Source organism: Streptomyces sp. NPDC002754, assembly GCF_053592315.1.
This window is the reverse complement of sequence record NZ_JBSFVM010000001.1, coordinates 84,916-104,669: the sequence shown is the minus strand read 5'-3', so window position 1 is coordinate 104,669 and position 19,754 is coordinate 84,916. Positions and strand designations below refer to the sequence as shown.

The following is a 19,754-nucleotide window of genomic DNA, read 5'->3' as shown; positions in this document are numbered from 1 at the left end:
ACCGCGTGATCATCGCCGTCATCAACTACAAAGCCGGGACCGGGAAAACCACCACCGCCGGTTGGCTCGCCAAGGCATTCGCCGAACGCGGCCTCCCGACCGTCGGCGTCGACGCGGACCCCGCGCAGCACTGGCGCGAGTGGGCCGACGACATCGACGGGTTCGGGTTCCCGATCCTGCCCATGGCGTCGACGCAGGCTCACACCGACATTCCCGCCCTCGCCGGGAGCGCGGAGCGGGTGGTGGTCGACTGCCCGCAGCACAAGGACCACCCCGGCTTCACCGGGCCCGTGCTGAAAATCGCCGACGTCGCCCTCGTCCCCCTCATGCCCTCGACGAGCGAGATCCGCCGCACGATGCGCATGGGGGCCGCCCTCGACGCCGTCGACGCCGTGCGCGCCACCCCGCTTCAGCGTCTCGTCCTGCTGAATCGCACGAAGCCGTATGCGAAGTCGACGCGCTATGCCCGCGATGGGTTCCGCGAGCGGGGGTGGCCGGTTGCGAAGGTGACGGTGCCCGATTGGGAGGACTACCGGCTTTCGATCGGTGACGAGATCAGCGCGTCCGGCTCGCACTTCAACGAGCTGATCACCGAGCAGGGGTGGGGCTGATGGCACGCCGAGATCTCTCGAACGCGTTCGGCGACACATCGCCCGAGACCCACCCCGTCGGCACTGGGGCGGAACTCGCCGTCATCGATGCGCAAGTTGTCGAGGGCGAGATCGTCGAGGGTGAGATCGTCGAGCCGCGAGCCGCCCGCCTCGCCACCCTCACCCGCACGATCAACTCGGCCGCAGCTACGAACGACTCCACGGTCCGGGCCGCTAACGAACAGCTCGTCAGGCAGGCCGGCCCCGCCATCAAGGAAGCCCACGACGATGAACTCTGGCGCGAGGGCCCGTGGGAGTCGTTCAAGGAATGGATCAGCGACGAGTTCGGCTACTCCCGCCCGTACGCCTACCAGTTGATGAACTCCGCGACCGTGATTCAAGCGCTCGCCGTGTACGTCAACACGGGCCAGTCGAAAGCCCTCTACCCGGTCCTGCGCAAGCACGGTCCGGATGCCGCCCGACAGCAGTGGGAGACGGCGCAGACGCAGTACGGGGAGGCAACCGAGGCCGCGCTGAAAGATGTCGCCGTGCAGCTCGGTTACCGGAAGCCGCCGAAGCCGAAGGTGTCTGCAATTGCAGACACCACGACGAGCCCGGAAGCGCGGCTGTTGAAGATCATGCGGAGGACGTACAGCGAGATCGCCCCGATCGTTGAGGGGATCCGCGCAGCGGGCGGCGTCAGCGAGGACGGCGAGGCCCAATTGGGGCACGCCGTACGCGTCTCGGACCTGACCGGAACCACGATGCGGCAGGTACTCCCGGCCGCACGGGACCTAGGCTGATCGAGGGGGAGCCGTCCGGTGCCGGTGGGGATCGCGCCGGGCGGCGCTCCCAGCGCTTCCCGGCACCGCTTCCCGGCCGGCTGTTCCGTAAAGTGTGGGCGCCCTGGTCCCCACCAAAAGGAACCCCTCATGCCCACACAGCGAACCCTCGACATCTTGTCCCTGACGGCCCGCCAACTGTCCGGGGCGGCTGACGCGTCGGGGCTCCTCGACAATGCCCTTCGGGGGACGGGCGATCACCCCATGGGCTATGAGCACGCCGCGGAGGTGTGTGAGGCGCGGGTCGTTGACGGCGAGGTTGAGCTGTCGCCGATCCTGGTCGTCGGGTCAACGGCGGTGCAGATCACGGCGGCCCGGATCCGGCGCGCGTACGACGAGCGGATAGGTGAGCCGGTGCCGATGGCTCGTATCCGGGTGTACTCGCGCACCTGAGACTGACTGTTAGCGTGAAGTGGCGCCCCCGGTACCCGATTACCGGGGGCGTCCTCATGCGGCTTTCATGGCGGCGACTTCGCGAGCCCGGTCGGCGAGGTCGCGCACCGGGCGCGCGGTCGCGTAGGGGCGCAGATCGCGGCGCATCGTCGCCATGTGCTCATCGCCGCGCGCCGAGGAGACGTGTTCGTAGTCGTCGAGGAACCTTGACCACGACGAGCAGGCAGCGTCGAGGTGGCCGTGTTCAAGCTGCCGGTTGGCGAGGGTGGCGTACGCGTGGACGCGACCTTGGCGTTCGTGGGCGGGCTGGATCTTGATGGAGTCCTGCATGGCCTTGATGCTGCCGGGCAGGTCCCTCTCCTCATAGAGGACTTTCGACAGGTGGAACAGCCATGCGGTGCGGTCGTATCCGCCGATCGCGTCCCGGCGGTTGTCGGCCTTGCCGAGTGCCGTCTCGGCCTCACGGATCCGGTTGTGGGCCTGGTGGCGGGCGCCGGTCATCGCGGCGGCGGCGGCCTGCTGTCCGCGCAGGAAGGCAACGAGGCGTGGCCCGCTGCTCGGGGCGGCTTCGGCCGCGGAGTCGGCGAGCTGCAAGCCCTTGGTGCCGTGCCCGAGGCTCGTGTATTGGAGGCTCATGCCGCGCAGGACACGGCAGTACGTGACGTGGTCGCCGGCCTCACCGGCGAGCCGCAGCGCGCGCACGTAGCGCGCTTGCGCTTGGGCGTGGTCGTTCTCGTACATCGCCATCCACCCGACGAGGTAGACGAGGTCGGAGGCGGCGGCCCGCATGTCGCGGGCGACTTGTTCGGAGGCGTTGGCGCGCATCCACGGGCCGACGGTGTTGACGAGGTAGGCGCCTGCCATGGGGCGGGCGTGTCCTGCTCCGTCCTCGTCGAGGATGTCGGCGATCCGCTCCGTCATCCTGCGCACCGAGCCCACTTGGGATTCCCCGATGCGGGTGGTGGCCTTGCCGGGGGTGACGGGGACGTCGGCGTGGGCGACGTCGGTGAAGGTGGGGATGGTGAGGGCCGCTGAGAAGACGGCGGTTGCGGCCAACAGGCCGCGCCGGGTGGGGTCCATGTCCTGCCTTGCCAGGTCGATCAATTCCTCGACAGTGTCGACCTGTTCAGCGCTCTGTTCGTCCACCGGCCGCTCTAGGCCGGCCTCGGCGTGCGTGACGGGCCGCCCGAGCTTCATCGACAGTGCTTCGACGATGAGAGGGGTGACCTGGGGTTTCGGTGGTGTTCCGGCGATCCACTGGGACACGGCTTGCCCGGAGTAGGACAGGCGTACGCCGAGCTGTTCGCCGAGGCGGTTTACGTGGCGGGCGAGTTGGACGCGTGTCCATCCCGCTTGTGCGAGTAGTGCTTTGAGCTGCACGTTCGGCGTGCGTGTCGTGCGTGCCATGTTCAACTCCCGATAGTTGAAGCGGCGTTGGAGCGGTGGGCCGTTTACGGCGTTTACGTTTGCCCCTTCCCCCGACGGTACCGGGCCACCCGCTGGGCGGGTTGGCTATCCGCAGAGCACAACGACCAAGCCATGTGGGAGGCGCGGGGTGACCGTCATGAACAAGTCAGCGCAGGGACGCGAAGCGGACGAGGACGTGAGCCCGTACATGCGGCAGTACGTGACGTACGTGCCTGCGGGCGAACAGTGCGTCAGATGCGGGCAGTCGATCGCGACGCTGGAACGGGTCTGGCGCGTCTCCGTCGCCCGCCCCTCCGGACCGCCCGCCATGGGCGGATACCAGCACTACAACCCGTGCACACGGCCCCGCTGATGCGGACCGCCCCTATGCCCCCGGAGTGCGAGGAGAAGCGTCCCCCGCGCGGCAGTCCTTAGCGCTCCGGGTTCTACCGGTGAGCGCCCCCGAAGCGGCGGGCCGGCCATCGCAGCCCCCCGAGTAGGCTCCAGGCGGCGCTGTACCTCCCCGCGCTCCGTGTCATCGTCCGCACCACTCGGCACGGCGTGCCCGCCCCCGACACCGATACGGGGGCGGGTCGAAGAGGGTGAGCTGCACGGTGGGGTGTTCGGGCAGCGGCAGGTCGACGACCCTCCGCAGCCGGTCCGCCACGTAGATCCACGCGGCTGCCCGGCGCCTGCGGCGTCGCCTCACGGGAGGTCGTCCTCGGCGATGAGGCCGGAGGCGGTCAGGCTGTCCAGGAGTTCACTGGCCGCGGCAGCCGTCGTCGCCTGCACGCACCAGGCTTGGACCATGGCGCTGTTGATGAGGGGGTATTGGGTTCCGGTGTCCCTCGATACTTGTGCGGTGAGAGTGATCGCGCTGGTGCCGGTGGAGATCGCCATGCCTCGTGTGACGGCGCCGTAGCGGCGGTTTCCGTTGTAGTCGTAGCCCGAGTAGGCGCTGCCGGAGTTCATCCCGTCGAGCTGGCAGTAGAGGGTGCCGGAGCTGGCGTAGCCGTTCGCGTTGATCTGCCCGATGACGAACCAGATACCGGGTTGCCGTAGCACGAGCTTGTTCGCGGACACCGTGGCGTTCTTGGAGGCGAGGAGGGTGATCGGGACCGTTGCCCATGCGGCGGCCATCGTCTGGGGGGCGGTGAGGTTGCAGAACGCGAACGCGTCGCCGGTCAGGTCCTCTTGGGTCACGACCGTCTGTTCCACCCCCGCGGAGTCCGTGTACTGGAGGCGCTTGCCGTTGTCGTAGATGATCATCGAAGGGGGTCTCCTAGTCCAGCCAGTAGATGGTGTCGAGGCCGATCCAGGTCGTGATGCCGCGCTGGTCAATCACGATGATCGAGCCGTCGGTGATGTTGATGTCGAAACGGACCGTGGCGCCGGACACGGTTCCCGCGCCGCCCTTGGCCGACCCGCCGACCACACCGTCTTTCCACGTGCTCTGTGCGGGCATGATCTCGTCGGGCAGCGTGATCGGATGAGAGTTGTTGACGACCACCCCCGCTTTGGGCATGAGGCTGAAACGGACCGCTGCCTGCCTGTCTCCGATGAGCCGGTACTGCGGTTTCACCGAGGCGATCGTCCAGTTCGCGGTGTCGTACGGCAGATCCGTCCACGGGCCGATCTGAGCCGACTCGCCGCCGGAGTCCGAGTCAGGGACGTAGAGGCCGCCGTCGCTGCCGTAGACGAGAACGTTGCCGTTGTCTGCGGAAAGGTGAGTGGACAGAACGTAGGGGTCGTCGGTGGTGCCCGTGCCGACCTCGGTCAAGCCGTCGCCGACGACGAGGGTGTTGTCACCGATGTTGGTCGGCGCGGCCACGTACAGGCCGCCGTCGTCGTTCAGGAGGAGTTGGTTTCCGGCCGCGGAAGAGATATCGGCCGACACGGTGACGTCGGTCCCGTCCTGCGTCGTCGTCACACCGTGCGTACCGGTCACGGAGGTGATGTCGCCGAGGCTTTCAGCCGTGACGGTGATGACGTACGGGTCGTCGGTGGTGCCCCTGCCGGACACCTCCACGCCGGGGCCGGCCGTCACGGATGTTTCGGAGCCGTCCGCCCGCCGCGAGTAGAGGCCGCCGTCCACGCCGAGTTCAAGATTGTTGCCCTCGTCCGTGGACAGGGACAGCCCGATCACGTACGGGTCGCCTTGTGTCCCGGTGCCGTCGCTGGTGATCGGGTCGCGTACGCGCAACTGTGTGGATCCGGGCGGCCCCGCGTCGCCCTTGTCACCCTTGGGGCCGCGGATGACGACGGTGCCGCAGCAGTCCTGTTCAGCCACGATCGGCACCCCTTTCAGTTACCTCGTCGGAGCACGGTTGGGGCATGAGGGTGGAGATGTCGACGGCGGACGCCGCTTTGGTGGCGGTGTCGGAGGCGGTTGTCGCGGCGTCGGTGCAGGGGATGCGGTCGGGGCCGTCGAGGGGCAGAGCATGTGCGTCGGCGTCGACGACGGTGATGTGCGATGCGCCCGATTCGTTGAAGGTGTGGGGGATGGTGTCGTCCCGGTCGAACACCTCGCGTTCACTGCCATCGCCCCAGTCGACGGTGACGGGGAATGTCGCGGTCACCGGCACCACGAGCCGCACGCTGTAGCCGTCGTCGAGGCACTCGACGGCGGCCGACGGTTCCGGGTCGCGGCCGGTGCAGTCGAGGCGGATGTCGTACTCCTCGATGCAGTCCGAACACTGCAACCGCTCTGTCACGTGGTAGCAGAACCCGGAGGGCGAGAGGTCGTCTTGTTCCGTGCACGGGAGCTGGACGAGGAGACGGCCGAGGTTGTCGAGTTCGGCGGTGATCGAGCCGGACAGGATCACGTGCCCGTAGTTGTCCCGCACCAGGCACGGCGGCGTGAACGTCACCGTGCCTTCGCACGGATCGCCGTCCAGGTCCACGTACCGTCCGGCCAACGTCACCATGTCAATCGCCATAGGGGCCCCCGCCGCTGAGCACGTCAGACAGGTCGAGCTTGCAGATCGGCGTGATGGACACAGAGTCGACGAGCTGGAACCCGCCGGAGCACTGGTAGAGCAGGAACATCAACGGCCGCATGAACGCTGTTGACTCGTGCATTGCGCCGGGCAAGTCCGGGTCCGGGTGCGGGATAAGCCCGTCGTTGCTGTTCGTGGAATGCCCGGTCACGTAGCCGGTGAACGTCGTGTACTGGGCGGAGGGGGTGAGGTCTGAGCGTCGCGCCGCGAGGTAGTGCTGGTTGGTCAGCGAGTCGACGCCGAACGTATTGACCCGGGTCGCACCGTCCGCGGCGATGCCGGTGAGTCCGAGGTAGACGTACGGGACGCCGGCCGTCGGCGCCCGGTCGGTGCGTACCCGGTAGGTCACTTTGTAGAGCAGGTCGGGGTCGTAGGGAATGTTCCGGCCGTACTCGATGGTGCGGTATCCGTTGGCGGCCAGGGCCGCCTGGTCGGATGCGGACGGGTCCGTGTATGGGCCGATGTTGCCTACGGCGGCCGGATCGTAGGTGACGTCGTTCCATGCGTCGATGGACGTCATGTGGTCCACCAGCGACTCAGTCCCGCACGCGGTACTGATCGTGTAGGAGCGGGCGCAGCCGTAGCAGGACGTTTCCTCGGTCACGAAGTAGCAGAAGTCGTAAGGGGCGACGGCGTCTTGGTGTGAGGAGACCAGGCTGGTGGTGAATTCCCCGTTCTGGTCCAGCGTCACCGTCTTGCCGCCCGCGATGATCGTGCCGTCGTCGGCGATGAGGCGGCACACGGACGGCGTGAAGGTGACCGCGCCGACGCACGGGCGGCCGTCCCACTGCGTGTACCGCCCGGACACCGTGGTCGTCGCAACACTCACAGGCAGTGCCATGTCAGAAGTCCGTTTCCGGCGACGGCACCGGCGCAGGAGCGGGTACCAACCCGTCGTCTGCGGGCGGCGCGTCGCCGTCCATGCCGGAGGCGCCGCCGTAGGCCGGGCCCATGCGCTGGATCACGAACTCTGCCCAGTTCAAACGTGCGGTGACGATGTACGTCGACTTGGAGACAGACAGCTTGACGACGGTCGGCGACGTCACGTTGACGGTGGCGTTGATGGCATAGCCGAGGGAGTAGGCGGTGCGGCCGTCCGGGGACACCGGCACGCTCATGCCGCCCCACGACTGGGCGGCGCCCGCCGCGTTCTCGATGTACGCATACACCGCCCCGTATGCGCGGGCCGACGCCTGGAATCGCGGGGTGACGGCGATGACGTAGTAGCCGGGCCGGTTGATCGTCAGGGTGCCGTTGCCGTTGTCCGTGACGTCGCCGTTCGCCAGGACGTTGGTTGTCGCCTTGAGGCCGAGGGGTATAGCGATGCGCCCCATCACGGTCATTTCGACGACGCTCATGTTCTGCGCGACGCCGTAGCTCGCTCCCTCGCCCTGCGACGAGATCACATAGGGGTCGCTCGTGACGCCGCTACCGCTGATGGTGACACCCGGCCCCGCCTCAAGTGCGGTGTCACCGACTTCCGGCGCCGTGTTGATGACATAGGGGTCCTCCGGCGTGCCGTGCCCGGTGACGGTGGTCGCGGTTCCGGCGGTGACCACGCTCGGCGGTGTGTAGACCCCGCCGTCGGACCCGTACTCGGTGAGGTTCCCGGTGTCCGAGGAGATGTCGACATAGATCTCACGACTCCCGTCGTCGAAGGTGAGGCCACCGCCGAGGTTGGAGCCGACACATTGCATGACCTGCGCGCACGATGAGTCGTCACCGCTGCCGAGGTTCAACATCACGACGTATGGCGAGGTCGCTCCGCCGTTTCCGGTGACCGCGATCCCGTCGGCCCCCAGGACCGAGCAAGCACACGACGTATTCCCACACCCGCACCTGGCCAAGTCTATTCACGTCCCTTCTGGTCCAACGGGGCCTCGCCCCTGGTCAGTTCGGATCCGAGTCGGCGGGTGCCGGTCACGGGGTCCTCCCACCATTCATTTCCGGGCTCGTCGTCATCGGTGTTCACGGTCCACTCGGTGCCCGCGTACTCGATGACGACCTCGTCGACCACGACCGGGTCGGTCGGCCGGCGCACGCGGGCGGCGTGGCGCAGGACAGCGCCGAGGCGCCGGATTGGGTCGCCGGTGAGGGCGAGGTGGGGTGGGGTCCCCTGGGGTTCACGCAGCATCAGATGTCGCCGCCTCTTCATTGCCGGTGATGGAAAGTGAGCTGAACGCGGCGGTGATCTTCTCCGTGCCGCTGGTCCACTCCCCGGCGACTTCCGTGAGCCGGAACGTCTGCTGTACGGGGATGCAGAAGTCATCCATGGCGATGTCGAACGTCTCGCCGCACACGAGTTGCTCGACGGTCACCGGGGCCGTCGGCGCGAGTTGCGAGTTCTGCCCGGTGTCGATGACCGTCGGGGCCGGGTAGCGCGAGCCCTTCACGGCCAGAGCTGCGGCCTTGAGTTGCGCGTTCGTCGCGTTCTCGTCGGTGAGGTTCGCGATGCCGTCCAGGCGCCCGTACGGGGTGCCCAGGGTGGAGGCGACGTAGGCTTTGCCGGACCAGACGCTGGTGTCGGGGTTTTGCTGCTGGTTCGTCGCGACACCGTTCGTGCGGGCCCCGAGCCCGTTACGGGTGACGGTGAGTTCGCCGAGGAAGTCCGGGCTGGTCAACCGGGCCTGTGTACGCGCTGCCTGGGTCTTGATGTCGCGCAGGTACAGGGTGCGGCCCACGGTCGTGTACTGGAACCCGTAGGCGCACAAGTCCTCGACGATGTCCAGGACATAGGCGATCCACGTTCCCTTCTTGTAATTCGGCTTCGACCCGCAGTCTTCCCGGACGAGGTACGAGAGCATCGCCGGGTAGTCGGGTGGCGTGGACAGCGCGGCCTGCAAGTTCCGGCTGATGATGTTCCACGCGACATAGGTCGCGTCGTAGCCGGTGTAGTTGATGTTGACGTAGTTCGCGAGCAACGCGAGCCAAGCCGTCACATCGTTCGCGGTGATGGTGATGGTCGTGCGGGTCTCCGCGACTGTCACCACCGGGCCCTGCCACACACACTCATCGCCGCGCCACACCCACAACTCGTGCGCCCACTCGCGGACGTTGGCGAGCTGCCCGCAGCAGTCCGCAGACATGCCTTGCTTCACGATCACCACGGACGCTTCCGAGGTGTCGTTGAGTGAGCGCTGCCACTTCACGCTGGACACCTGGGACAGTTCGGGGAGCATGAACACCTGCCCGAACTGTTCCCCGGCTGTTCCCGACCAGCGGATTTCCGCCCGGTACTCCTGCGCGCACCCCAGCACACCGGTCATGCGGCATCACTGCGGTGAGCCATGAACATCCGTACCTGCGTGGACGGGGTGACGGTGTTGTCGGCGGCGAGGATCTCGATGCACAGGCCCGTTGGGCATTCGAAGACCGGCCACGCGAACGCGGCTCCGCCGGGCCCGTACAGCTGGGGGGAGGCGGCTCCGGTGCGTGTCGCGGTGGAGCAGTCGACGGACGCGAACCGTGTGCGCCCGTCGAGGGTGAACGTCGAGCGGGAGGGCAGGTAGGCGACGTTGACCGACGTACAGGCCGAGCACGGGTCGGCCCCGGCTTGTGAGCAGTCGAGGCCGGCCGGGTTCGGATAGAACCGGATGGTCAACCGGCGCAGGTCTTTCTCGCCGGAGTAGACCTCGATGACGGGCACCATTTCCGCCCACTGCGGCATCAGCGTGGGGTGCACGGTGATCCATGTGCGGCGGAACGTTGCTTTTCCGGTGGGCCAGCATGGGTTGTTCGGCACGGCAACGGACGGCGGCAGCGGAGGCAGGGTGCAGTCCGGGTCGGACGCGCACGAGGCGACCTGCGGGCAATCCGCTGCGATCTGTTCCGGGTCGTAGCCGGTGAGGACGTTGCCGTTTGCGATGCTGGTCCATCGGCCGTCGTCCACGGGCAGCGGTTCGCGGTAGATGTGCGGCATGCCCGCGCTGAGCGTGAACGTCGCCTTCGCGTACTGCGGGGCCGGGTCCTGGTCGCAGCCCTCGCAGCAGCCTTGCGCGGCGTCGCACATGCCGCCACGGGACAGATAGCGGTGTTCCGACTCGGTGAGTCCGTCAGTGAGGCCGACGTCGTACAGGTGCCGCAGACGGAGCATGCCTTCCGGGCGGGTGGTGGGGCAGGACGTCATGACGCACATGTCCGCGCCGCCGCACGTTCCGGCGCAGTCGATGCCGCGCAGGACGGCGGCGAGCCACTCGTAGCCGTAACTCATGGCCTGGTCGTCCAGGGCCAAAAGCATCACCTCGTACACCATGTCGCGTTGTGCACGACGCAGGGCGCCCAACGATGCGCCGTCGCCGATCAGTTCCGTGACGGTGCGGGACACGGGTGAGGCGGAGTAGCCGGTGGCTGACAGGCCGATGACGCCGAGGAACCGCGCCGACTCCGGGCGCGTCTTGTCGAACCACGGCGCCTGGTCGATCTGCGGGTTGCCGGTGTACGGGGGTTCGTCGAGACCGGCCGCCATGCCGTCGCACGGCTCGCACTTCACGGGCAGTCCGTGCGCCATTGCCGCCGCCCATGCGCGCGCATCGTTCACGACCTCATTGCCTGCAAGTTCGAGCCATCCCGCGTACATGAACCCGCTCCTCCTAGATTCCGGCTCGGGCCGCGATGAGGGTGGCCGCACGTCGGGCCACGGCCTCCTCGCTACGGGCGTTCGACGTGACGGTGATGTTCTCGATGACGACCGCGTTGCCGCCGCCGTCGCTCGCACTCGACAGGGCGGCGGGGCCGGACTGGTTGCCGCGCGCCCGCTCGCGGTAGTGGTTGGCGAGAATGAGCCGGTCAAGGCCGGACTTGCTGGCCAGCTCAAGAGCCCGCCTCGGGCGGGTCAGCGGGATGACAGCCTCGGGCCCGGCCTCGCCGATCTGGGCGAGCATCGGGCCCGAGACGATCGCGCCGTCGGCGAGGCCGGGGATGAACTTCCGCAGCGGGCCGGGGATGGATCCCCGGATGGCGCTCATGATCCTTGAGCCGATGTTGCCCATCGCGCGGACGATCGCCCCGCCGAGGCCGGAGAACATTCCGGCGATGCTGCTGATCATGCCGCTCACCACGCCCCGGACGGCGCCGACCGCGTTCCGGAACACTCCGGCGATCCGGGAGCCGATATTCCCGATGGCGCCGATGATCCGGCTCCCCATCGCACGGAAGAACCCGACGATGGAACTCACCGCGCTCGACACGGTGCTGCGGACGCTGCTCATCGCGGACGAGATGGTGGAGCGCACGGCGTTGAAGGCGGACGAGGCGACCGAGCGGACCCGGTTGAACGCGGAACTCACCGCGGACCATACGGCGTTGACGGCGCTTGAGATCGTCGAGCGGATGGCGTTCCACACCGACGAGACGACCGCGCGGATCCCGTTCCACACCGACGACATGAACGCGGCGACGGCCGCGAACGCGGTGCGGATGATCGTGGAGACGAACGTGACGGCGGTGGACACGGCGGTGCGGATGCCGGTCCACACGGTGGTGATGATGATCAGCCAGCCGCGCACGACCGCGGACAGGAACGCCCCGATCACGGAGAAGATCGTTTGGATGATCATCCACACGAAGTTCACGGCGGTCGTGACGGCCGTGACGATCGCGTTCCACACCGTGGTGAAGATGATCACCCAGCCTTGAATGATCGTCATCAGGAACGTACTGACCGCGGTGAAAATCGTCTGGATGAGTGTCCAGATGAAGTTGACCGCGACTGATGTCGCGGTCTTGATCGCGTTCCAGACGGTGTCCCAGTTCTGCCACAGGAGGACGATCGCCGCGATCATGGCGGTGATCGGCGCAAACATGATCGCCAGGACCACGATGATGGCCTTGATCGCGACTTCGACGACCGTCTTGATCGTGTTCCACACGGTGGTGAAGACTGCGACGACGCCGTTCCACACGCCGGTGAAGAACGCGCCGATCGCCCCGAACACCGTCTGGATCACGCCCCACACGGCAGACACCGCGCCAGAGACGGCGGCGTAGATCGCATTCCACGCCGTCACTGCGGTACTGGAGATCCATTCCCATGCGGCGACGACGGCCGCCGACACGGTGTCCCAGTTCTGCCACAGCAGGATCGCCGCGGCGACGATCGCCATGATGACCAGCACCACCGGGTTCGACAGCGCAGCCATCCCCATCGCCCTGAGAGCGATGTTCACCAGCGCGATCGCCTTGGCCACCCCGATCAGAGCCACGATCAGCGGCGCCATTGGCGCAAGGAACGACACCAGCGACGCGGCCAGCGGCAGGATCGCGGCGGCCAGGCCGACGATATCCGCGATGAACGGGGCGAACGCGGACACCAGATCGCCCACCGCCGCGGCGACCTCGGGCAGCGCATCGAGCAGCTTCTGGAAGGCGGGAACGATCTGGTCCAGCGCGCCCGTCAGCGAGGGGCCGAGCGCGTTGACGATCCCGCCGATCGCCGTCACGACCGACGGGATGACCGGCGCGAGCGCCTTGAACACGTTGTTGAGCTGCGTGAACACCGAGACCAGCGCGTCTTGCCCGGCCGCGGAGTTGAGGACCTTGTTCAGCTCGCCGGCCATCTTGCCCAGGACGCCGAGGGAGTCGCCCCCGGCCGTCGACATGGCGGTGAACACGCCCTTGATGACGCCGCCGACGTTCTTGACGAGGTCGCCGAGCGTCTTGAACACCTTCACCGCGTTCTCGACCCATTTGACGGCGTCGCCGCCCTTGATCGCCGCGGCAAGCCACTCGTTGAACTTCTTGAGGAGGCCGCCCAGGGAGTTGCCGAGCTTCGCACCGAACGCGGTCGAGATGACGGCGCCGAGGTTCACCATGTTCTGAACGAGCGGCTTGACCTGCCCACTCATGCCGGAGAACGCGGCCTTGGCGCCGTTGATGATGGTCTTGATCTGGGACATGCCCTTGGTCGAGCCGACCCAGGACACCGTGGCGGCCGCGGTCTTCGACATCTCCTGCGCGAGCCCGTTCAAGGCGGTTTTGACCGGCCCCATGTTCTGTGCCATGTCCGCGAACGGCTTCGACAGGGCCGACGCCCAGGTCCCGGAGATCGTCTTTTTCAGCGACTCGAACTCGGCGGTGACCGGGGTTGCGGCCTTCTTGATGCCGTCCATGCCGAGCTTGACCGCGGCGAACATCGCGATCGCGCCGCCGAGCGCGGCGGGCAGCGCGGCCAGGATCCCCACGGCCGGGGCGAGCGCGGCGACGAACGCACCGGCCTGCACGGTGGCGCCGCCGAGCGCCATACCGAGCGTCGCGAATACGGCGCTCTTGCCGATCGTGGCGAACAGTTTGCCGAGCGTGCCCGACAGCTTGGCGAGTGTCTTGTTGTCGGCGCGTACGGGGACGTTGACGGGGTTGTTGTCCTGGCGGGTCCGCCACCGGGTGAGCTGCGTCGTGGCGGCCGTGGTGTCGACGTCGACGGGTATCTCGACACGCGTCGACCGGGCGATGCGCTGCATGGCCGCCAATTGGCGGCGCAGCGTCGTCTGGTCGATGGACACGCGGATCTGGAAGTTGGCGCGCGCGACGCGGCGTTGCAGGGCCAGGAGCTGGCGGGAGAACGGCTGGGTGTTCGCCTCGATGTCGACATAGGCGTCGGCCAGTGCCATCAGCCGCCACCGCCCTTGAGCGCGGGTACGCCCTGCTGCATGGCGGCGATCTCCTCGGCGGACATCGTGAATGCCTTGCGGCGCTCGCCGTGGGTGATGCCGGGCATCCCGTTCGGGTCGTCGAGGCGCCGGATCAGGGCGTCGGCCTCGGCTTCTTTTTCGCACTGGCCGAGCAACATCGCGTACGCGGCGGCGAGGGTGCGGCGCGGGGGCGCGGTGAGGAGGTCGAGGCCGTGGGCGTTCGTCACGGCCCACGCCTCGAAGGTCGGCCATGCGGCGCCGACCGTGGCGGCCAGGCGTACGGCGCGCGGCCACCCCATGCCCGTCACCAGTTCGGTGATGGCGATGGCGAGGCGGGCCGCGTCGTCGAGGTCGAACCGGTCATCGCGGTCGAGCAATCGTTTCTGCAAGATCGGTACGGCGCCGGTGGCGAGGTCGAGCCAGTCGGCGACGGCGAGACGGCGCACCCACCACTCGGCGGTCGTGTGCTCGCACACGACCGTTTCCCCGTCGACCTCGAAGGCCACGGGGGGATCGCGGGGGATGCGCAGCTCGGCCATGGGCTACTGCTTCACCTCGTCCTGGCGGGCCGGAGCACCGGTCGGCCTGCGTGCCGGTTGCCGCTTCGCGGTGCGCTTGGCGGGGGTGCGGCGTGCGGCTTGTCGGCGGGTGGCCCGGTTCTCGCCGGTGAGTTCGGCGAACTCCTCGCCCAGGTACGGCTCCCACTCCTCGACGAGGGCGTTGACGACGCCAAGGAGGTCGTCAACGTCGAGGTCGTCGTCCCGGTTGCGCAAGCGCTGTTCGAGATACATCTGGTCGGCGGGATCGAGGCACGCGTCGAGGAACGTCAGGACGGCGTGGATGCCCTGCCCGGACGCGTTCGTCGCCCCGTGGACGAGGGAAGCCCAGGCGGCCTTTTTCGGGCCGTGTGCGAGGTAGTCGCGGTCGTCGAGGGTGAACTCGATGTCGGGGACGGTGGAGGTCTTCGGTGCGGTGGTGAAGACGAGAGCGTCGGACATGGCAGGTACTCCTGGCGGGGTGAGGGTGTTAGAGGGATCCGCTACCGGCGCGAACCTGGTAGCCGCTTTGAGCGGCCATGACGGCGAGGGCGCGCGTCAGGTACCGCTTGGGCGGGGTGCCGCGCACCTGGCGGGCGAACACGGGACGCGAGGCGCCCTTCGGGGTGAACACGAGATAGCGGCCCCGCTTGGGGCGGATCGGTGTGCCTCGGGGGCCGTAGATGCCGGTGCCGAGTTCCTGGTAGATCGCGTACGGCAGGCGGGACTCGACGCGGCCTGTCACGTTCCTGCGGGCCGGGTTCGCGGTGACGTCGGCGGTGATCGAAGCCCTAAGAGGGCCGTTGTCGACGGGGGCGTACTGCTTCGCGTATGCCTGTACGCGCCGGGTGTCGGCGGTGACCTTGCGGACGACGGGGCCACCGGCGCCGTACAGCAGCCGGTTCACTTCGGCGGTGTTGATGTCGAGGTGGGACATCAGTCCACTTCCTTGAAGAACCCGGCGCGGATGAGGGTGTCCAGGCGGTGGGTGCGGGTGACCTCGATGACGTCGCCGCGTGAGGGTGAGCCGACGAACTCGCGGACGACCTCAACGCGGACGGTGGCAGGCGCGGCGGTCTTCTTCGTAGTGCGGCGCTTCGTGGTCACGGTGTGGCCTCCGTCGGGGTCTTGGGGAAAGTGATCAAGCCGTACGCGTCGACGGTGATGACGCCGCCCGCGCACCCGCCCGAAGGGCCGTGCGGCTCCCACTGGCCGGGAGTGAGCTGCCACTTGCCGGGGATGCGCTTGAGGTCGGGGCAGCACGAGACGGCGGCGCGCATGGCCTGCTCGTCGAGGAGGAACCCCAGCGCTTCGGCGGTCGCCACGTCGCAGTCGGGTTCGTCGGTGGCGTCGGGTATCTCGATGCAGCGGAACACCCCGACCTGCAATGTCACTTGGACCATGGCGGTCTGGCAGTTGCCCGTGGTGTCGAGGGACGACGAAGCCGGGCCGATCGTCACGACGCGGCCCGTCACTCGGCCGGCCGCCTCGTCGTCGTCGTCGCAGTCGCAGGTGCAGCCGTCCATTTCTAGGACCGAACTGCTGTGCTTGAGGCAGCAGTCACAAGCGGGGCGGCCGACGTCGCGCAACTTGGCGCACACGCAGGCCGTGACGGTCGCGAGGAGGGTGCCGATGGGTGAGTCGATGGCCGGGAAGGTCACGGCGTCACCTCGCCGGGCTGGCGCCGCACGTAGCCGTCACGGCGCACGGTCTGCGGGGTGTAGACCCCGAAGGGCCGCGGGATGTGCTTCGGGTTCACCGAGGCCAACCAGATATCCACGGCAGGGATGGACGTCTTGCCCTCCGCATAGAACGACGTGGGATCGAGGTCGTAAGAAACTCCGTCCCGAGTCACCGCGACGACGTTCGCGGGGATCCGGCACCGCTTGTCCCCGGCGCACAGTCGTGCGAAGTCGCAGGCGAGTTGGGCTACTGCGCGCTTGCCGCCCTCGGGGACCGGGACACCGCGCGTGTAGTCGACGCCCCACGTGCCCTCTTCGGTGAGGTCCTTATCGAGGGACTGACAGCCGGGCCACTGCTCGCCGTCGGTGCGGACGAGCATGTCCGCGTTGTAGAGCGCCCAGTCGGTGAACACCGTGCCGTCAACGTAGACGGCGTTGACCTTCGCGACGGGGCCGGGGAGTGCGAGGACGTCGAGGCCGGTGCCGCACTGGCAGCGGTCGCCGCACGTCCCGCACGTGGCATTGAACCAGCGGCCGTTGTCCATGTAGGGGGCCCACGGCGCGTACCAGTTGGCCCCGTACAGGTCGCCGGGCCAGCCGCACGTGTCGCACGGCGACCCGCAGTGCTGTTTGCACGGCCGCAGGATCGTCGAGCAGCCGTCGGTGTAGCCGAGCGCCTCCAGCTCCGCGATCTCCTCGGGCGTGAACGCGGACGAAAGCGGCTCCCCGGTGAAGACCCTCCCGGACAGTGCCCACAGGATGTCCGACGCCGTGATGAGTGCAGAGGCGCGCACCTCAACCGGGTAACTGCTCCATTCCTCGCAGCAGGACATGTCCGCAGGCCAGATGCACGTCACGGGCCCACCTCCACGGCTTTGGCCGCGCCGGACCGGACCGGCGACACGTGGTCGCCGGTCCGGCCAGTGAGCGGGGCGGGGCGGGTCACTCGGCGTCCGCTGCGCCGTCGATGGTGATGGCCTGCGTGTTGGTGGACTGTGACGTCTCCGGGGCAATGGCCCTGATGGTGTATTCGCCGTTGATCGCGTAGGTGTGCGTGGCGGTGGCGGTTTGATTGGTGACGTCGGCGCCCTCCACCGGGCTGCCGTCGGCCCAGTCGATCGCGATGGTTGCGTTGGGTCCGGCGATCTTGGTGACGGTGACGGTGACTGTGGGGTCGTTGCTGGCGTCGCCGGTGACGGCCATGTCCGGGTAGGAGACGGTGACCTTTGCGGTGAGGACGGCGCCGGTCTGGTCCCCTGTGGCCGTGACCGTGTACGGGTTCCCGGTGGCGTCGGCGTAGGTGTGCGCCGTGGCCGGCGAGGCGCCGTCTGTCAGGGGGATGTCGTTGTGGGATGCCCCGTCGCCCCAGGCGATGCTGGCGGTGGTGTCGTCGGACAGGCCTTCGATGACGGCGGACACGTCGAGGTCGGCGACCTGGGTGACGGTCAGTGTGCCGGTGTAGTCGGGGATCTCCACGACGGCCGTTGCGATGTCATTCCCGCACTTGGCTGAGATCGTGAACGAGGTGGGCATGTCACGCCCCCGTCGTGGTGGTGACGGTGGCGGTGTCCGTCTCGCCCTCACTGGACGCGGTCACCGTCTCGTCGCCCGCGGCGTCGTACACGTGGGTGCCGGTGGCCGTGTAGTACGGGTCGACGTCGAGGTTCTCGGCGGAGGTGCCGTCGCCCCAGTCGATCGTGACGGTGTCGCCCTTGGCGTTCGTGACGGTCGCGGTGACGGTGAGGCCGTCGGCGCCGACGGTGGCGTCCAGTGCGAGAGCCTCCGTCGGGAAGTCCGGCGTCGGCACGGGCTGGCATCCGCAGTGCGCCTCGGGCGGGGCCACGTTGGTGATCTGGAACCAGTACGGCGCATTGCTGTTGACGCCGCCGTTGAGGAGCGGGCCGGGCTCGCCTGCCTCGTCGAGGACGACGTCGTAGGGGCCCTCGGCCCACCGGTTGCCGTCCTTGGTGTTGGCGGTGATCGTGAACGTCACCGCATCGTTTTGGATCTCCAGGTCGCCGAGCATGCCGCCGGTGACGTACGGCAGCAGGAAGTACGCCCACGCGCCTTGTGCGTCGGGGTTGTCGCAGACGTCGGAGCCGATGACGTCCGACCAGATCTCCAGCGCGAACCCGGCGCCGTCGGGCACCTGCGTGGAGCCCTGGAAACCGACCGTGTTGCCCTGCGCGTCGAGGACGGGGAGGTAGTTCTCGTTGATGAGGGCCATAAGGTCGGGGTCGACCTGGCAGAACTCGATCTCCGCCGTCACGTACTTGAGGTAGTCGGGCTTCTTGTCGGAGATGCAGGTGTTGCCTGCGGCGTTCTGCAGGCTGATTTCGGAGCCGTCTTCGGTCTCCATCGTCAGCGTGGCGGTCACGAATCCGTCGGTGGTGACCTGCGAGCAGTCACCTTCGACGACGCGTCCGCACGCGTCGAGCTTGGTGACGCGGAGCATCGTGCCCCGGACGACCTTGGCGCATTGGGTGGCCACGACGGGTCACCGTCCCTTCTTCTTCGAGGACTTGGGCGCCGTCGTGGCGCGCTTCGTGCGAGTTCGGGCCGTCGGCGGCCTGCTGGTCGAGTAGTCGTGGGCGATGGCGCCGGTTCCGGTCGCCTTGTCGACCGGAACGGAACTGGCCGACCCGTCGCCCCACGTCATGTCGACCGCGTCACACGCCGCCGCGCCGGTGAAAGTGGCCTTCACGTTGCGCGGATCGCTGGCGTCGACGTGCATCTCGAACGGCACCCTGGGCGGTGTCGGCCACACCGTGTCCGGACGGCCGGGCGCGGTTGCGGCGGCGGCGAGGATGGGGCAGTCGGCCGTGATGAGGTAGGGGCGTTCGGCGATGTGCCAGACCTCGTTGGTCTTCTGGTCGAAGCCGCCCGCGTCGCCGCCGTAGACCTGCACGACGCCGCGGCGCACGGTGACGGGGCCGGTCGCATAGATCCACAGCACGTCATCGGTGTCGGCGTCGTCGGGGCCGGTGTAGCCGTAGCCGCCTCCGGCGACGATCGGTGTCCCGAGCAGCGTGCGCAGGGTGCTGCCGTCGCGGACGATCGCGCATGCGTCGAGCTGCGATATGGCGTAGCGCGGTATGTGGATGACACCGGCGGCGCCGGTGGTGGCGGCGAGTTGGGCTTCAAGTGCGCCGATGGCGTCGGTGACGGACGCGAACGGTGTCCCGGCGTCGGTGAGGATCGCGTCGTCGGTGTCGGCGGCCTCGTCGCCGAGCTGCGCCCAGAAGTGCCGTTCGGCTTGCCCCTGTTCGGACAGGGTGAGCCGGGATTCTGCTACCGGGCCGAGATCTGGTTCGCCGACGCGCAGGCACGTGACGCCGTCGTAGACGACGAACGGGGACGCTTGCATCCACTGGTCGGGCAGAACGGACTTGGGGTCCTGTGTCTCGTACGGGGACTGCCAGCAGTAATCCCACTCCGCGCCCGGCGTGCAGCCCTGGACGCGCCACGTGTAATCGCCGCCGCGCGGGTCAAAGCTCGCGTCGTCGTAGACGGTCGCGGCCGAGAACAGGCCGTACCGGTAAGGCTGGCTAGGTGGATTGGTGACGATGTCCAAAGCGACCGCCATCACTCACTCCCTCGGGGTGGGGCCCCGCAGGGGTGTGCGGCGGGGTGCGGGGTGCAGCTCCCGTGAGCGGCCCGCACCCGCCACAGCACCCCTG

Annotated in this window: 24 protein-coding genes; 4 read left to right on the top strand and 20 right to left on the bottom strand. The window is 68.1% G+C overall.

All coding sequences use genetic code 11. From position 1 onward, the window contains the following. Positions 1–5 precede the first annotated feature (5 nt). The 3 genes from ACWD2L_RS00540 (at position 6) to ACWD2L_RS00530 (ending at position 1,825) form a co-directional block, all read left to right on the top strand. On the top strand, positions 6–611 hold the full coding sequence (locus tag ACWD2L_RS00540) for a nucleotide-binding protein (RefSeq protein ID WP_451186969.1): 606 nt from the start codon (positions 6–8) through the stop codon (positions 609–611). Then, a complete protein-coding gene (locus ACWD2L_RS00535; RefSeq protein WP_451186967.1) occupies positions 611–1,393 on the top strand; it encodes a hypothetical protein in 783 nt (260 codons plus the stop codon). The genes ACWD2L_RS00540 and ACWD2L_RS00535 overlap by 1 nt, the downstream gene beginning before the upstream one ends. A gap of 129 nt (positions 1,394–1,522) precedes the next feature. After that, positions 1,523–1,825: a hypothetical protein gene (locus tag ACWD2L_RS00530; RefSeq protein WP_451186966.1), complete on the top strand. Its 303-nt coding sequence runs from the start codon at positions 1,523–1,525 to the stop codon at positions 1,823–1,825. 54 nt (positions 1,826–1,879) lie between these two features. Here ACWD2L_RS00530 and ACWD2L_RS00525 read toward each other — a convergent pair whose 3' ends face one another. Further along, complete coding sequence (locus ACWD2L_RS00525; protein WP_451186965.1) at positions 1,880–3,232, bottom strand: hypothetical protein; 1,353 nt, start codon at positions 3,230–3,232, stop codon at positions 1,880–1,882. 157 nt (positions 3,233–3,389) lie between these two features. Here ACWD2L_RS00525 and ACWD2L_RS00520 point away from each other — a divergent pair, with 157 nt between their 5' ends. Next, entirely contained in the window at positions 3,390–3,605 is a 216-nt protein-coding gene (locus tag ACWD2L_RS00520; protein ID WP_451186964.1) for a hypothetical protein, read from the top strand. Between the two features lie 162 nt (positions 3,606–3,767). Here the strand turns inward: ACWD2L_RS00520 and ACWD2L_RS00515 are convergent, their stop codons facing one another. The 19 genes from ACWD2L_RS00515 to ACWD2L_RS00425 form a co-directional block, all read right to left on the bottom strand. Continuing rightward, positions 3,768–3,941: a hypothetical protein gene (locus ACWD2L_RS00515; RefSeq protein ID WP_451186962.1), complete on the bottom strand. Its 174-nt coding sequence runs from the start codon at positions 3,939–3,941 to the stop codon at positions 3,768–3,770. After that, positions 3,938–4,501: a hypothetical protein gene (locus tag ACWD2L_RS00510; RefSeq protein ID WP_451186960.1), complete on the bottom strand. Its 564-nt coding sequence runs from the start codon at positions 4,499–4,501 to the stop codon at positions 3,938–3,940. The genes ACWD2L_RS00515 and ACWD2L_RS00510 overlap by 4 nt, the downstream gene beginning before the upstream one ends. Before the next feature lie 13 nt (positions 4,502–4,514). Further along, positions 4,515–5,522, bottom strand: coding sequence for a hypothetical protein (locus ACWD2L_RS00505; RefSeq protein WP_451186958.1), 1,008 nt, complete (start codon positions 5,520–5,522; stop codon positions 4,515–4,517). Further along, positions 5,515–6,171 (bottom strand): hypothetical protein, encoded by a 657-nt coding sequence (locus ACWD2L_RS00500; RefSeq protein WP_451186957.1) that lies wholly within the window; start codon positions 6,169–6,171, stop codon positions 5,515–5,517. The genes ACWD2L_RS00505 and ACWD2L_RS00500 overlap by 8 nt, the downstream gene beginning before the upstream one ends. Continuing rightward, complete coding sequence (locus ACWD2L_RS00495) at positions 6,161–7,072, bottom strand: hypothetical protein (RefSeq protein WP_451186955.1); 912 nt, start codon at positions 7,070–7,072, stop codon at positions 6,161–6,163. The genes ACWD2L_RS00500 and ACWD2L_RS00495 overlap by 11 nt, the downstream gene beginning before the upstream one ends. Position 7,073: 1 nt before the next feature. Further along, positions 7,074–7,976, bottom strand: a complete 903-nt coding sequence (locus tag ACWD2L_RS00490; RefSeq protein WP_451186953.1) for a hypothetical protein — start codon at positions 7,974–7,976, stop codon at positions 7,074–7,076. A 104-nt stretch (positions 7,977–8,080) separates the two neighbouring features. Beyond that, positions 8,081–8,365, bottom strand: a complete 285-nt coding sequence (locus ACWD2L_RS00485; protein WP_451186951.1) for a hypothetical protein — start codon at positions 8,363–8,365, stop codon at positions 8,081–8,083. Beyond that, complete coding sequence (locus tag ACWD2L_RS00480; protein WP_451186949.1) at positions 8,355–9,497, bottom strand: hypothetical protein; 1,143 nt, start codon at positions 9,495–9,497, stop codon at positions 8,355–8,357. Before ACWD2L_RS00480 ends, ACWD2L_RS00485 begins: the two co-directional genes overlap by 11 nt. Beyond that, positions 9,494–10,807, bottom strand: a complete 1,314-nt coding sequence (locus tag ACWD2L_RS00475) for a hypothetical protein (RefSeq protein ID WP_451186947.1) — start codon at positions 10,805–10,807, stop codon at positions 9,494–9,496. Before ACWD2L_RS00475 ends, ACWD2L_RS00480 begins: the two co-directional genes overlap by 4 nt. A 13-nt stretch (positions 10,808–10,820) precedes the next feature. Further along, entirely contained in the window at positions 10,821–13,835 is a 3,015-nt protein-coding gene (locus ACWD2L_RS00470; protein ID WP_451186946.1) for a phage tail protein, read from the bottom strand. Further along, positions 13,835–14,395 carry a hypothetical protein gene (locus tag ACWD2L_RS00465; RefSeq protein WP_451186944.1) on the bottom strand — a complete coding sequence of 187 codons (561 nt, stop codon included), beginning with the start codon at positions 14,393–14,395 and terminating at the stop codon, positions 13,835–13,837. The genes ACWD2L_RS00470 and ACWD2L_RS00465 overlap by 1 nt, the downstream gene beginning before the upstream one ends. A 3-nt stretch (positions 14,396–14,398) precedes the next feature. Then, positions 14,399–14,854, bottom strand: coding sequence for a hypothetical protein (locus tag ACWD2L_RS00460; RefSeq protein WP_451186942.1), 456 nt, complete (start codon positions 14,852–14,854; stop codon positions 14,399–14,401). A gap of 28 nt (positions 14,855–14,882) precedes the next feature. Continuing rightward, positions 14,883–15,329: an HK97 gp10 family phage protein gene (locus ACWD2L_RS00455; protein WP_451186940.1), complete on the bottom strand. Its 447-nt coding sequence runs from the start codon at positions 15,327–15,329 to the stop codon at positions 14,883–14,885. Beyond that, complete coding sequence (locus tag ACWD2L_RS00450) at positions 15,329–15,499, bottom strand: hypothetical protein (RefSeq protein WP_451186939.1); 171 nt, start codon at positions 15,497–15,499, stop codon at positions 15,329–15,331. Before ACWD2L_RS00450 ends, ACWD2L_RS00455 begins: the two co-directional genes overlap by 1 nt. Next, the gene (locus tag ACWD2L_RS00445; protein WP_451186937.1) at positions 15,496–16,053 is read right to left on the bottom strand and encodes a hypothetical protein; all 558 of its coding nucleotides are present in this window, start codon (positions 16,051–16,053) and stop codon (positions 15,496–15,498) included. Before ACWD2L_RS00445 ends, ACWD2L_RS00450 begins: the two co-directional genes overlap by 4 nt. Continuing rightward, positions 16,050–16,931 (bottom strand): hypothetical protein, encoded by an 882-nt coding sequence (locus ACWD2L_RS00440; RefSeq protein ID WP_451186935.1) that lies wholly within the window; start codon positions 16,929–16,931, stop codon positions 16,050–16,052. Before ACWD2L_RS00440 ends, ACWD2L_RS00445 begins: the two co-directional genes overlap by 4 nt. Before the next feature lie 85 nt (positions 16,932–17,016). After that, entirely contained in the window at positions 17,017–17,607 is a 591-nt protein-coding gene (locus ACWD2L_RS00435; protein ID WP_451186933.1) for a hypothetical protein, read from the bottom strand. Position 17,608: 1 nt separating this feature from the next. After that, a complete protein-coding gene (locus ACWD2L_RS00430; RefSeq protein ID WP_451186932.1) occupies positions 17,609–18,565 on the bottom strand; it encodes a hypothetical protein in 957 nt (318 codons plus the stop codon). Between the two features lie 6 nt (positions 18,566–18,571). Further along, positions 18,572–19,660, bottom strand: coding sequence for a hypothetical protein (locus ACWD2L_RS00425; RefSeq protein ID WP_451186931.1), 1,089 nt, complete (start codon positions 19,658–19,660; stop codon positions 18,572–18,574). Between the last annotated feature and the right edge of the window lie 94 nt (positions 19,661–19,754).

Coding starts and splice junctions, on each gene's coding strand:
- ACWD2L_RS00470 (WP_451186946.1), bottom strand. CDS start 13,835: ATGGCACTGGCCGACGCCTATGTCGACATCGAGGCGAACACCCAGCCG.
- ACWD2L_RS00535 (WP_451186967.1), top strand. CDS start 611: ATGGCACGCCGAGATCTCTCGAACGCGTTCGGCGACACATCGCCCGAG.
- ACWD2L_RS00475 (WP_451186947.1), bottom strand. CDS start 10,807: ATGTACGCGGGATGGCTCGAACTTGCAGGCAATGAGGTCGTGAACGAT.
- ACWD2L_RS00530 (WP_451186966.1), top strand. CDS start 1,523: ATGCCCACACAGCGAACCCTCGACATCTTGTCCCTGACGGCCCGCCAA.
- ACWD2L_RS00460 (WP_451186942.1), bottom strand. CDS start 14,854: ATGTCCGACGCTCTCGTCTTCACCACCGCACCGAAGACCTCCACCGTC.
- ACWD2L_RS00510 (WP_451186960.1), bottom strand. CDS start 4,501: ATGATCATCTACGACAACGGCAAGCGCCTCCAGTACACGGACTCCGCG.
- ACWD2L_RS00485 (WP_451186951.1), bottom strand. CDS start 8,365: ATGCTGCGTGAACCCCAGGGGACCCCACCCCACCTCGCCCTCACCGGC.
- ACWD2L_RS00525 (WP_451186965.1), bottom strand. CDS start 3,232: ATGGCACGCACGACACGCACGCCGAACGTGCAGCTCAAAGCACTACTC.
- ACWD2L_RS00495 (WP_451186955.1), bottom strand. CDS start 7,072: ATGGCACTGCCTGTGAGTGTTGCGACGACCACGGTGTCCGGGCGGTAC.
- ACWD2L_RS00480 (WP_451186949.1), bottom strand. CDS start 9,497: ATGACCGGTGTGCTGGGGTGCGCGCAGGAGTACCGGGCGGAAATCCGC.
- ACWD2L_RS00500 (WP_451186957.1), bottom strand. CDS start 6,171: ATGGCGATTGACATGGTGACGTTGGCCGGACGGTACGTGGACCTGGAC.
- ACWD2L_RS00455 (WP_451186940.1), bottom strand. CDS start 15,329: ATGTCCCACCTCGACATCAACACCGCCGAAGTGAACCGGCTGCTGTAC.
- ACWD2L_RS00425 (WP_451186931.1), bottom strand. CDS start 19,660: ATGGCGGTCGCTTTGGACATCGTCACCAATCCACCTAGCCAGCCTTAC.
- ACWD2L_RS00520 (WP_451186964.1), top strand. CDS start 3,390: ATGAACAAGTCAGCGCAGGGACGCGAAGCGGACGAGGACGTGAGCCCG.
- ACWD2L_RS00435 (WP_451186933.1), bottom strand. CDS start 17,607: ATGCCCACCTCGTTCACGATCTCAGCCAAGTGCGGGAATGACATCGCA.
- ACWD2L_RS00465 (WP_451186944.1), bottom strand. CDS start 14,395: ATGGCCGAGCTGCGCATCCCCCGCGATCCCCCCGTGGCCTTCGAGGTC.